This is a genomic window from Saccharopolyspora spinosa NRRL 18395, from assembly GCF_000194155.1.
Taxonomy (GTDB): domain Bacteria; phylum Actinomycetota; class Actinomycetes; order Mycobacteriales; family Pseudonocardiaceae; genus Saccharopolyspora; species Saccharopolyspora spinosa.
Genome location: NZ_GL877882.1, coordinates 339,920 through 352,518 on the forward strand (window position 1 = coordinate 339,920; position 12,599 = coordinate 352,518).

Sequence of the window (12,599 nt, forward strand, 5' to 3'; positions counted from 1 at the left end):
AGCGGCTGTCGTGGCTCTGGGTGGGGCCCGGGGCTCCCGCTCCCTTCGAGGCCCCACCCGGTGAAGCGACGCCGGAGCGCCAGAACGTCGCGGGCGCGTGCTCAGTGGCGCAGGCCGGCCTCACGCATCAGCGGCATCACGGCCTCGCCGAAGTAATCCAGCTCCTCGTTGTAGTCGAGGAAGCCCATGATCATGCCCTCCATGCCGGCGTCGGAGATCTGCTGGAACCCCTCGACGACCTGCTCGGGCGTGCCGACCAGGGGCATACCGGCCCAGCCGGCGATGAAGCGCTCCTGGAACTTCTCGACCTGCTCGTTGAAGGACTGGCTCTCCATCCCGATGGCACTCATCAGGTTGCGAGCACCGGGCCAGTCGCCCTTGTCGATGATCTCCTGATGGACGCGCTTGGCCGCTGCCTCGGTGTCGCGCACGACGACGAGCCCGTACGTCATGGTGCTGATCGTCCGCTGGTAGTCGTCCTTCGCCTTCTTCTTCACAGTTCGCGTGTAGTCGGGCATCTTCTCGATGTCCAACGAGGCGAAGTTGATGTCCACGTACCGAGAGGAGAATTCGATGCCGGCCGGGGAGTTGCCCGCGTTGATCAGGACCGGACGGGGATTTTGCAGCGGCTTCGGTTCGGATTCGCAACGCGTGGCCTGGAAGTATTTGCCGTCGAAGTCGAATTCGCCTGCTGCGGTCCAGAGCTGTTCGACGAACTCGAGCCACTCGGCGCCATACTGGTATCGCTCATCGTGCGGGAGTTGGTCCGGGTTGAACATCTTCATCTCCGGCGGGAACCATCCCATGACGAGGTTGAGGCCGAAACGGCCGCCCGAGATGTGATCGTTGGTGACGGCCATGTTCGCCGCGACGATCGGATGGACCGTGGGGATGTGCGTCGTGGTGAACAGGGTGATCTGCTCGGTCGCCTCGGCCAGCCCCGCGGCCCAGGTGAAGGTTTCGAAATTCGTCCCGTTGAAGTTGACGTTCCCGCCGAATCCCTTCCACCGCGCGACCGGGACCATCGCCTCCATGCCCAGCTGATCCGCCTTCTGCGCGATCGACTTGGTGTGTTCCCAAGTGATCTCGTAAGTCGTATCCGCCTCGGTCATGCACAGGCCGCCTGAGCAATTGGACCCGAACAGCCCGAGTTTCATCTTCTGGTCGTTAAAGATGGACGGACCGGTACGCGGGTGTTGCAATGGCAGCGCCTGTTCGCGTCCATGCGTAATTGTCTCAACCATGAGATCTATCTCCAGCGGCGTTGGTGGGGAACTGATGCGCAATAACGGCACAACGTGATCACAGACACGTTAAGAAAGCGGGCTCCGCACGACCATCCCGCACGTGCAGAGCAGTATCCGTTTACGGCACAAGTCGCCGCATTCGCCGACCAGTGGACGGCGCTCTTGCGGTTTGTGTCCGAGGTAAGGGTCTGCTTGGAGCTGCCCGTTCGCCTCCGAGGCGGGGCTGGGAAGGAAGTGATGCATTCTCCGGCTACCCGTGTGCGCTGAGCGGATAGCGCGGCGGCGGAGCAGCTTCTTAGGTTCTGTGAATCTGCGCCGGTGGTGCAGAGCACAGCGAGTCGGGGCTGAGAGGCGATCCGACCACGAGTGCCGATGCCGATCGGTCGAGCACGCCGCTACCTGCGGGCCCCGGTTCAGTGCGAGACTGCATACGCGCCCGCTGACAACGAGGTCGGAGGTGCCCGATGGATGCTGCGGGACAACTCGGGAAGAATCTGCTGAGCAGTCATCCCGTTCTGGCGACGGGTGCGCTCGAGGAGGCTCGCAATGCCGTCACGGAGGTCTACCTTCCGCATGAGCTGATCAACGTGGAGGGTCGGGACGAGGTGGCGATGGTGCTCAACGCCGTCAAGGACAGGAACTTCACGCTCGGTTACCTGACGTATGGCAGCTCGGCGCGACTGACGATGCCCGCTACTGAGGACACCTACCACGTCAACTTGACCATCGCGGGAAGCACCTTCGCTGACAGGCAGGACGGCGAGCGGGCGACGACGCGAAGCCGGCTCAGCGGCGTGGTGCTCCTACCGGACCAGCTCAACCGCGTGCAGTGGACCCCCGACGCCGAACAACTGATCTTGAAGATCCCTCGGCGAAGTCTCGAAGGGCACTTGGCAGACCTGCTCGGCAAACCGGTTCGGTCGGTGGTCCACTTCGACTTCCAAGTCGACCTCACCACGGCCCGGGGGCAGGCGCTGCTGTCCGCAGTGGAGTTCCTGACGGCGGAGATGGAGCGGCCCGGCGGCATCGCTGACAACCCGCTGGCCCGCGATCAGCTCGAGGCCTACGTCATGAGCCAGTTGCTGACCGCAGTGCCGAACCCGTACACCGAGGAGCTTTCCGCACCTGCTGATGCTGAACCTGTTCAGGACGGGCGTCTGAAGCCGGTGGTCGAGTACATGGAGAGCAACGCCGACCTCGCCTTGAGCCCCACTGAGCTGGCGAAGGTCGGGTGCATGTCGGTGCGTTCCTTGCACGCGTCATTCCAGAAGACCTTCGGGGAGTCCCCGATGGCCTACCTCAGGAGAATCCGCCTCGACCACGTGCGAACGGAGTTGCTGAACAGCCGGGAGCCAGATCTCCAGATCACCGACGTCGCGATGCGATGGGGCTTCTTCCACCTGAGCCGCTTCGCCCAGCAATACCGCGAGCGCTACGGCGAACTCCCTTCGGAGACGATCCGCCGAGGATAAGGACTGCCTCGACACCGAAATCAGGAGGCCTGCGGTCACTCACGTCTAAGCCTGGATGCACCGAGGAATTGTTCTTGGATAGCAACGTTTAATGCGCAAAAATGCCTTCTGACCTGCGATGGCTGGACCGGAAATCAGCCGTGATCTTCATCCTTCTGGACGAGCCGGCCGATGTCGCTGCTGGCGATGCGATGCAACTTGATCGCAAGGTGGATCGAAAGCCGCCCGTGGTCGTCGGCGAGGCTCAAAGGCCCGTGCAGGGGTGCCGGTGGGTCAGGGTTGGAAGCGGTAGCCCATGCCGGCTTCGGTCAGCAGGTGGCGGGGGCGGTCGGGGTTGGTTTCGAGTTTTCGGCGCAGTTGGGCCATGTACTGGCGCAGGTAGTGGGTGTTGCGGGTGTAGGTGGGGCCCCACACCTGGGTGAGGATTTGTTGCTGGCTGATCAGTTTTCCCGGGTCGTGCAACAGGATTTGCAGTAGTTGCCACTCGGTCGGGGTGAGGTGCGGTCCTCCGGCGCCGGTATTGTTGCGCACCGCTTTGTTGGCGAGGTCGACGACGTAGTCGCCGATGGGCACGGTTGCCGTGGCGGTGTCGGTGGTGTGGCGGCGGGACACGGCGCGGATGCGGGCGAGGAGTTCGTCGACGCCGAAGGGTTTGGTGAGGTAGTCGTCGGCGCCGGCGTCGAGGGCGTCGACCTTGTCGCGGCTGGGGGGGCGGCCGGAGAGCACGATGATCGGGATGCTGGTCCAGCCACGGAGGCCGTGGATGACATCGACGCCGTCGATGTCGGGCAGGCCGAGGTCGAGCACGATGAGGTCGGGGTGCCAGTCGGCGGCGTAGCGCAGTGCCGCGTAGCCGTCCGCGGCGATGGCGACGTCGTAGTGGCGGGCGCGGAGGTTGATGCGCAGAGCCCGGAGGATCTGGTGGTCGTCGTCGACGACGAGGACGCGGGTCATGGCGGACTCCCGTGGCGCCTCGTCGCATGCTCGACGGGTTCGGGTTCGCCGGTGGTTTGTTCGGGGATCGCGGGTGCGTTGGTGGCGGGGAGGGTCAGGACCAGGGTGAGTCCGCCGCCGGGGGTTTCTTCAGGTGTGAGGGTGCCGTTCATGGCTTCGGTGAGCCCGCGGGAGAGCGCGAGCCCGAGGCCGACGCCGGTGTGGTTGTCGTGGTCGCCGAGGCGTTGGAACGGTAGGAAGACCTTGTCGTAATCGTCGGGTTGGATGCCGGTGCCGCGGTCGATGATGCGGACTTCGACGTGGTCGGCGAGCGCGCTGGCGGTCACGAGCACGGCCTGGCCGGGTGGGTTGTAGTGCAGGGCGTTGGAGATGAGGTTCGCCAGGACCCGCTCCAGCAGGCCGGGGTCGGCGAGGACGTCGGGCACGGACTCGGGAACTTGGACCTGCACGTGGCCGGCCGCGTCCAGTTCGTCGAGGGCTTGGTGCACGGCGTCGGCGACGGCGAGCTGTTGGGTGGCGATGCCGAGCGTGCCGGCTTGCAGCCGGCTCATGTCGAGGAGGTTGGCGACGAGCCGGTCCAAGCGGGTCAGCGATTGGTAGGCGGTGTCGAGGAGTTCGGCTTCGTCTTCGGCGCTCCACGTGACGTCGTCGCTGCGGAGGCTTTCGACCGCTGCGGTCGCCGAGGCCAGCGGGGTGCGCAGGTCGTGGCTGACGGCGGCGAGCAGGGCGGTGCGCATCCGGTTGGCGTCGGCGAGTTGTCGCGTTTGCTCGGCTTGTTGGGCTAGCCGGTGCTGGCGGAGCGCGACGGCGGCCTGGGTGGCGAAGGCTTCGAGGACCCGGCGGTCCGCGGCGGGAAGCGTTGGTCCGCGTAGGGCGAGCGCGAGGTCGTCACCTACTGCGATGTGGGTGTCGCCGGCGTCCGGGCTGGAACACGGCGGTGAGCCGATGCCGTCCACGACGTGCCAGGCGCGCGGATCGTGTTGTTCTTCGGGGGTGCGGCCGCTTTCGGGCTGCCGCTCCAGCAGGGTGACTGCGTCCTGCCCGAACGTTTCGCGGAGCCGGGTGAGCAGTGCCATCAGCGGGTGTTCGCCGCGCAGCACACTGCCGGCGAGGTTGGACAGGACGGCGGCTTCGGCTCGGGCGCGGGCGGCTTCGCGGGCGCGGCGAGCCGCGAGGTCCACGACGGCGCTGACCGCGATGGCCACGACGACGAAGACGATGAGCGCGAGGAGGTTGTCCGGGTCGGCGATCGTCCACACGTACAGCGGCGGGGTGAAGTAGTAGTTGAGCACCAGGAAACCGGCCAGTGCGGCGGCGATGGCCGGCCAGAACCCGCCGAGGAGCGCGATGCCGACGACGAGCACGAGGAACAGCAGGATCTCGCTGGGCAGGGACAGGTTCCCCTGAACGGCGGGCAACAGCGTTGTCAGCAGCGGGATGCCGAGTGCGGCCAAGGCGAATCCACCGATGCGCCGGGGCCAGCCGACGCCCGGGGCGAGGGTGGGTAGCCACTGCCGGTGGCCGACGTGCTCGTGGGTGACCATGTGGACGTCGATGGGGCCGGAGCGCGCGGTGGTGGTGACGCCCACGCCCCGGGAGAACATCTGCGCGAGTCGGCCGCGGCGGGAGGCGCCGAGCACGAGTTGGGTGGCGTTGACGCCGCGGGCGAAGTCGAGCAGCGCGTTGGGGACGTCCTCGCCGACGACTTGGTGGTAGGTGCCGCCGAGGTCTTCGAGCAGGGCGCGTTGCCGGGCCAGGTGCGCGGGGCTGGCGTCGGAAAGCCCGTCGCCGCGCACGATGTGCACGGCTAGGAGGTCCGCGCCCCGGGCTCGTTCCGCGATGCGGGCGGCGCGGCGGATCAGCGTGTCGCCCTCGGGGCCGCCGGTGAGTGCTACGACGACGCGTTCGCGGGCTTCCCAGGTGCCGGTGATGTCGTGCTCGGCGCGGTAGCGGTCGAGTTGTTCGTCGACTTTGTCCGCCAGCCACAGGAGTGCCAGTTCACGCAGTGCGGTGAGGTTGCCGACGCGGAAGTAGTTGCTCAGGGCCGCGTCGATCTTCTCGGGCGGGTAGACGTTGCCGTGGGCCATCCGGCGGCGCAGGGCTTCGGCGGTCATGTCGACGAGCTCGACCTGTTCGGCGCGGCGCACCACCTCGTCGGGCACGGTTTCGCGCTGCGGGATTCCGGTGATGTGCTCGACGACGTCGTTGAGCGACTCCAGGTGCTGGATGTTCACTGTGGAGATGACGTCGATGCCCGCGTCGAGGACCTCCTCGATGTCCTGCCAGCGCTTGGTGTTGCGGGATCCGGGCACGTTGGTGTGGGCGAGCTCGTCGATCAGCGCGACCTGCGGGCGGCGGACGAGAACCGCGTCCACGTCGAGCTCGGTGAACGTCGTGCCGCGGTAGCCGAGGGCTTGGCGGGGGAGGACCTCCATGCCGTCGAGCAGTTCGGTGGTGCGGGGGCGGCCGTAGGTTTCGACGAATCCCACGGCCACGTCGGTGCCGCGCTCCTGGCGGCGGTGGCCCTCGCAGAGCATGGCGTAGGTCTTGCCGACACCGGGCGCGGCGCCGAGGTAGACGCGCAGCCGTCCTCGTGGCATCTGGTCACCTCCGTGGCGCGGTTTCGTGGTCGAGCGCGAGGTTGAGGTCCATCACGTTGACCGCGGGTTCCCCGAGGAAACCCAGCGCACGGCCGGTTGTGTGCTGTGCAACCAGTGTGCGCACCTGCTGCAGGCTCATGCCACGGGCCGCGGTGACCCGGGGTGCCTGCAGCAGCGCATAGGCCGGGGAGATGTCGGGGTCGAGGCCGCTGCCACTGGCCGTCACGGCGTCGGCGGGGACGGCCGGGGTGGCCGGGGCGCCGCCGGGGATCGGGGTGAGGCGCCCCGCCGAGTAGTCCTCGCCGGGCTGCGCGCATTCGACGCGAACTCCCCGGTAGGTGGCCAGGAACGGCGTGATCGGGCAGGCCTCGTTGACGCTGACTACTCGCGTCACGGCGGGCCCCGCCGAGTACACGGCGAGCACGGCGCCGACCCCACTTGGCGTGCAGTAGGGACGCGAGCCGTCGACTCCCTCCCGCTCGCCGACCTCTTTGCTCCGCGAGCACACCAGGGTGAGGAGGCTCTGCTTGGCCTGTTGCCCTGGTGCCGCGAGGGTGTCGGCGATGTTCTCGGGGCCGAGGTTGCTCGCGCTGCTGGCGGTGGGGTCGTAGCCTTCGCCGGCGGCGCTCGGACGGCTCTGGAAGTACTGCGGCAGTGCCCGGCCCTGGCCGTCGGTGAAGGACTGGCCGATGAGCCGGCTGCCGACGACATCGGTGCTGGAGCGGACCATCGACCCCTCGGCCTCGTCGTGCAGGCCCGGCAGCTGCGCGATCGCCAGGACCGCCAGCGGATACGCCAGGCCGAACAGCACCGTGCACACCAGCAGCACCCGCAGCGCGGCGAGGTGGCGGCGGAGCCAGATCGGAAGGTGCATCACGACATCCCCGGGAGGAACTGGACGACCAGGTCGATGAGCTTGATGCCGAGGAACGGCGTCACGATCCCGCCCAGGCCGTAGAGGTAGAGGTTGCGGCTGAGCAGCTGGGCGGCGCTGGCGGGCCGGTACCGCACGCCCCGCAGCGCCAGCGGGATGAGTGCCACGATGACCAGCGCGTTGAAGACGACCGCGGACAGGATCGCCGACGCCGGGCTGGCCAGGCGCATGACGTTCAGCGCGTCGAGCCCGGGGTACATCGCGGCGAACATGGCGGGGATGATCGCGAAGTACTTGGCGATGTCGTTGGCGATGCTGAACGTTGTCAGCGCGCCGCGGGTGATCAGCAGCTGCTTGCCGATCTCGACGATCTCGATCAGTTTGGTCGGGTTGGAGTCGAGGTCGACCATGTTGGCGGCTTCCTTGGCCGGCGAGGTGCCGGTGTTCATGGCGACACCGACGTCGGCCTGCGCCAGGGCCGGGGCGTCGTTGGTGCCGTCGCCGGTCATGGCCACCAGCCGGCCGCCTTCCTGCTCGGCCTTGATCAGGGCCATCTTGTCTGCCGGCTTGGCCTCGGCGAGGTAGTCGTCTACGCCGGCCTCGTCGGCGATGGCCTTGGCGGTCAGCGGGTTGTCGCCGGTGATCATCACGGTGCGGATGCCCATGTGCCGCATCGCGTCGAACCGCTCCCGCATGCCCGTCTTGACCACGTCCTTGAGGTGGATCACCCCGAGGAGCCGGGCGGGCTGCTGGTCGATGCGCTCGGCGACGACCAGCGCGGTGCCGCCCTCGGCGCTGATGCGCCGCACGGTGGTGTCGATGTGTTCGGTCGACTCGCCGCCCTGCTCGCGAACCCACGTCAGCACGGCCGAGGCGGCGCCCTTGCGGATCCGCCGGGTGCTGCCGTTGTCGTCGAGGTCCACGCCGCTCATCCGGGTCTGCGCGGTGAACGGGATGAAATTCGCACGCACCGCAACACCTTCCTCGCGGGCTCGCAGCTGGTAGGCGCGTTTGGCGAGCACGACGATCGAGCGGCCCTCGGGGGTTTCATCGGCCAGGCTGGACAACTGCGCGGCATCGGCGACCTCGGCGGAGGTGGTGCCGTCGCCGGGCAGGAACTCGGTCGCTTCGCGATTGCCGAGGGTGATGGTGCCCGTCTTGTCCAGCAGCAGGGTGTTGACGTCCCCGGCCGCCTCGACCGCGCGACCGCTCATCGCCAGGACGTTGCGCTGCACCAGCCGATCCATCCCGGCGATGCCGATGGCCGACAGCAGCGCCCCGATCGTCGTCGGGATCAAGCAGACGAGCAGGGCGACGAGCACCACTGCGCTCACCCCGCTGCTGGTCAGCGCGAGGCTGTCGGGGATGCCCGGCTGCACGGCCTTGCTGTAGATCGCCAGCGGTTGCAGCGTCGCGACCGCCAGCAGGAAGATCAACGTCAATGCGGCGAGCAGGATGTTCAGCGCGATTTCGTTGGGGGTCTTTTGCCGGTTGGCCCCTTCCACCAAGGCGATCATCCGGTCCACGAAGCTCTCGCCGGGCAGTTGCGTGATCTGCACGATGATCCGGTCCGAGAGCACCCCGGTGCCGCCGGTCACCGCGCTGCGGTCACCGCCGGATTCGCGGATCACCGGCGCGGACTCGCCCGTGATCACCGACTCGTCCACGCTCGCGATGCCGTCGAGCACGTCCCCGTCGCCGGGGATGATCTCGCCCGCCTCGACGATCACGCGGTCGCCCCGTTGCAGGTCCGAGGCGGGCACGACCTCCCACCGCTGCTTCGCGTCCGCCGGCTGCCAGCCGATCAACCTGCGGGCCTCGGTCTCGCGCTTGGCCCGGCGCAGCGTCGCCGCCTGGGCCTTGCCGCGGCCTTCGGCCACCGCCTCGGCCAGGTTCGCGAACACCACGGTCAACCACAGCCAGACGACGATCAGCCACGCGAACCACGACGGGGCGACCACCGCGAGCACCGTCGTCCACGCGGCACCGATCTCGACGATCAGCATGATCGGGTTGTGCCGCAAGGTGGCCGGGTTCAGCTTGCGCAGCGCCTCCGGAAGCGACCGAAGGAGCAGGTGCGGGTCGAGCAGGCCCGCCTGGATCAGGTGCGGCCTGGCGACCGCTCGGTGCACTCTGCTGGGAGCGGCGGCGGTGGTCATCACCCGATTCCTTCCGCGAGCGGGGCAAGCGCGAGCATCGGCAGGAAGGTCAGCGCGACGAGGATGATCGTCACCCCGGCGAGCATCCCGGCGAACTGCGGGCGGTGCGTGGGCAGCGTGCCCGCCGAGACCGGCACCGGCTGTTGCCGAGCCAGCGAGCCGGCCAGCGCGAGCACGAAGACGGCGGGCAGAAACCGGCCGAAGGCCATCGCCAAACCCAGTGCGGTGTTGAACCACGGCGTGTTGGCCGACAAACCGGCGAACGCCGAACCGTTGTTGTTGGCCGCCGAGGTGAACGCGTACAGCACTTCGGAGAGCCCGTGCGCTCCGGTGTTGAGCATGGCCTGCTGGCCCGCCGGTATCGCCATCGTGACCGCAGTGCCGGCCAGGACCAGCGCAGGCGTGGCCAAGAAGGACATCGCGGCGAGTTTGATCTCACGGTTGCCGATCTTCTTGCCCAGGTACTCGGGTGTTCGGCCAACCATCAGACCGGCCAGGAACACCGTCAGCACGGCCAGCACGAGGATCCCGTAAAGCCCCGAACCGACGCCGCCGGGCGCGACTTCGCCCAGCATCATGTTCACCATCAGCACGCCGCCACCGAGGCTGGTGAAGGAGTCGTGGGAGGAGTCCACCGAGCCGGTGGAGGTCAACGTCGTCGCGGCGGCGAACACACTTGAATCCGGTACGCCGAAGCGGACTTCCTTGCCCTCCAGCGCCGCGCCGACAGCAGTCGGGACGGTGCTCCGGTGGGATAGTTCCGCGAGCTGGACCGCGGCCGCGCTCAGCACCGCGAGCACGCCCATGACGGCGACGATGGCGTAACCCTGCCGCCGGTCGCCGACCATCCGGCCGAACGTGCGCGGCAACGAGAACGCGATGACCAGCAACAGGAAGATCTCCACCCAGTTCGTCCACGCGGTCGGGTTCTCGAAGGGATGCGCGGAGTTGGCGTTGAAGAACCCGCCGCCGTTGGTGCCCAGTTCCTTGATCGCCTCCTGGCTGGCCACCGGGCCGCCGACGATGGTCTGCGCACCGCCGGCCGGGGTGGTGACGGTCTGACCGCCGTGCAGGTTCTGGACCGCTCCGCCCGCGATCAGGACCAACGCGGCCACGAAGGCGATGGGCAGCAGGATCCGCACGCCGCCCCGGACCAGGTCCACCCAGAAATTGCCTAGGTCGTCGGTGCGGCTGCGTGCGAGGCCCCGCAACAATGCGATCGCCACCGCCATGCCCACCGCGGCCGACACGAAGTTCTGCACGGCGAGGCCGGCCATCTGCACCAGGTGCCCCATCGTCGATTCGCCCGAGTACGCCTGCCAGTTCGTGTTCGTGACGAAGCTGATCGCGGTGTTCCAAGCGGTGTCCGGCGGGACCGCGTCGTGCCCCAGGCTGAGCACCAGGTAGTCCTGCACGCGCTGCAAGCCGTAGAGGAAGAGCACCGAGACCATCGAGAAAGCCAGCACGCTCCGGGCGTACGAGGCCCAGGCCTGCCCGGAATCCGGCGCGATACCGGCCAGGCGGTAGAACGCGCGCTCGACCCTCAGGTGCCGCCCGCTGGTGTACACCCGGTACATGTAGTCACCCAGCGGTCGGTGGACCACTGCCAACGCGAGTGCCAAGGCCACCACGAACAGGGCCCCGGCGGCTGCCGCCGTCATCTAGAACCGCTCCGGGAACACCAGCGCCATCACCAGGAACACCAACAACACCACCGCCAACACCAGGCCGATGACGTTCTCCGCGGTCACAGCCGCTCGACCGCCCGAATCACGAGCGCCAGCACGACGAAGACCACGATGGTCAACGCCACGAATGCCAGATCGGCCATGACGTCCCCCTTCATCGCTCGCCCGACGCGAAGCCGTTCAGGAACAACCAGCCCAACACCGAGGTGACCAGTGCACCCGGGGCATTGCGGATCGCGGCGGCATACCCGCCGACGACGAGGCTGAGCACGACCAACCCGGCCACCGGCTCGCCCGACCACCAAGCAGCCACGCTGGCAGGCACCGTCCCGACCGCTACGACGAAGTAACCCACCGCCGACGACGTCGCGGGCCCTGCCACGGACCGACGCGCCGGGCCACAATTCCGGAAATCACGCATCGCCACGCCCCCTGCCTTCGTCCGCAGGCGGTTACCACCCCCGTCAAGCTCGCCAGGAACCCGCCACCCGGGGGCTTGACGCGTGCGCATGGCTCGTGCTCGGAGGAGGCTGGCCATGCGCGATTCTGCGAGTTAGGGTCCCGCCGATGTCTTTAGGTCGGCTAACTGGAGTGGCATTGGCGGAGACCACCAGCACCGAGCACGCGGTCGCCGAGCTGGACACGGACGGCATCGCCACGGTCACGATCAGGAACGCGAAGGCGCTCAACATCGTCGGCACCCCGGTCATCAAGGACGTGACCGCGGCCATCGACGGGCTGGCCGTACGCCCGGAGGTGCGGGTGCTGGTGCTGCGCGGAACCGGTGACCGCGCCTTCATCGGTGGTGCCGACATCAACGAGATGTCCACACTGGACCGTCGCGGTGCCGAGATGTTCATCGACGGCCTGCGGGGGATGTGCGAGGCGGTGCGGAACTTCCCGTCCCCGGTGATCGCGCGGATCCCCGGCTGGTGCCTCGGCGGCGGTCTCGAGATGGCTGCCGCCTGCGACCTGCGGATCAGCAGCAGCGATGCCCGGTTCGGGATGCCCGAGGTCGCGGTCGGCATCCCGTCGGTGATCCACGCGGCGCTGCTGCCCCGGCTGATCGGCACCGGGCGCGCCGCCTGGCTGACCCTCACGGGCGACCACGTCGACGCCGCCACCGCGCTGTCCTGGGGGCTGGTGCACGAGGTCTGCGAACCGGCCGAGCTGGACGCCGCGGTGGATCGCATGGCGCGGAAGTTCGTCAAGTTCGGCCCGGCCGCAGTCCGGCAGCAGAAGAAACTCCTCCGTTCCTGGGAAGATCTGCCGATCGACCAGGCCGTCGCGAACAGCGTCACAGAGTTCGGCACGGCCTTCGACACCGGTGAACCGCAGCGGTTCATGACGGAGTTCCTCAACCGCAAGCGTTCTTGAGCGACTGGTCACGAACCCTCGGCGAGGTTCCACGGGCTCGGGCGCGCTTTCCGGCCGCAACCAGGTCCTGCCAGGTTTCCCTGACGGCGCGCCGGAACTCGCCGAGCACCCGCAACGCTTCCGGCACCTGGCCGTCGGGCTGGTGCGGGTGGACCCGACGGCGGCAAGATCTCCGCGCGCCGAGAACAGCGCTTCCACGTCGAGCACTTCCAGCGGTCGGTCGCGCGG

General features: G+C 68.1%; 10 protein-coding genes. 2 read left to right on the plus strand and 8 right to left on the minus strand.

What is annotated here, in order from left to right:
• Positions 1-101: 101 nt before the first annotated feature.
• Entirely contained in the window at positions 102-1,112 is a 1,011-nt protein-coding gene (locus SSPN_RS0137085; protein ID WP_237710938.1) for an LLM class flavin-dependent oxidoreductase, read from the minus strand.
• A gap of 599 nt (positions 1,113-1,711) precedes the next feature.
• Between SSPN_RS0137085 and SSPN_RS0137090 the strand changes: the two genes are divergently transcribed.
• On the plus strand, positions 1,712-2,719 hold the full coding sequence (locus SSPN_RS0137090; protein ID WP_010315015.1) for an AraC family transcriptional regulator: 1,008 nt from the start codon (positions 1,712-1,714) through the stop codon (positions 2,717-2,719).
• Positions 2,720-2,992: 273 nt separating this feature from the next.
• On the opposite strand, the gene SSPN_RS0137100 is transcribed toward SSPN_RS0137090, so the two are convergent.
• The 7 genes from SSPN_RS0137100 to SSPN_RS0137135 form a co-directional block, all read right to left on the minus strand.
• A complete protein-coding gene (locus tag SSPN_RS0137100; protein WP_010315019.1) occupies positions 2,993-3,673 on the minus strand; it encodes a response regulator in 681 nt (226 codons plus the stop codon).
• Positions 3,670-6,273 carry a sensor histidine kinase gene (locus SSPN_RS0137105; protein WP_010315021.1) on the minus strand — a complete coding sequence of 868 codons (2,604 nt, stop codon included), beginning with the start codon at positions 6,271-6,273 and terminating at the stop codon, positions 3,670-3,672. The genes SSPN_RS0137100 and SSPN_RS0137105 overlap by 4 nt, the downstream gene beginning before the upstream one ends.
• Before the next feature lie 4 nt (positions 6,274-6,277).
• Positions 6,278-7,147 (minus strand): potassium-transporting ATPase subunit C, encoded by an 870-nt coding sequence (locus tag SSPN_RS62345; RefSeq protein ID WP_010315022.1) that lies wholly within the window; start codon positions 7,145-7,147, stop codon positions 6,278-6,280.
• A complete protein-coding gene (gene kdpB / locus SSPN_RS0137115) occupies positions 7,147-9,306 on the minus strand; it encodes a potassium-transporting ATPase subunit KdpB (protein ID WP_010315024.1) in 2,160 nt (719 codons plus the stop codon). The genes SSPN_RS62345 and kdpB overlap by 1 nt, the downstream gene beginning before the upstream one ends.
• Positions 9,306-10,967, minus strand: coding sequence for a potassium-transporting ATPase subunit KdpA (gene kdpA, locus SSPN_RS0137120; protein ID WP_010315025.1), 1,662 nt, complete (start codon positions 10,965-10,967; stop codon positions 9,306-9,308). The genes kdpB and kdpA overlap by 1 nt, the downstream gene beginning before the upstream one ends.
• A complete protein-coding gene (gene kdpF, locus SSPN_RS56015; protein WP_044576796.1) occupies positions 10,968-11,057 on the minus strand; it encodes a K(+)-transporting ATPase subunit F in 90 nt (29 codons plus the stop codon).
• Between the two features lie 91 nt (positions 11,058-11,148).
• Positions 11,149-11,349, minus strand: coding sequence for a hypothetical protein (locus tag SSPN_RS0137135; protein WP_010315028.1), 201 nt, complete (start codon positions 11,347-11,349; stop codon positions 11,149-11,151).
• A 236-nt stretch (positions 11,350-11,585) separates the two neighbouring features.
• Here SSPN_RS0137135 and SSPN_RS0137140 point away from each other — a divergent pair, with 236 nt between their 5' ends.
• Entirely contained in the window at positions 11,586-12,371 is a 786-nt protein-coding gene (locus SSPN_RS0137140) for an enoyl-CoA hydratase (RefSeq protein ID WP_394378739.1), read from the plus strand.
• Positions 12,372-12,599 lie beyond the last annotated feature (228 nt).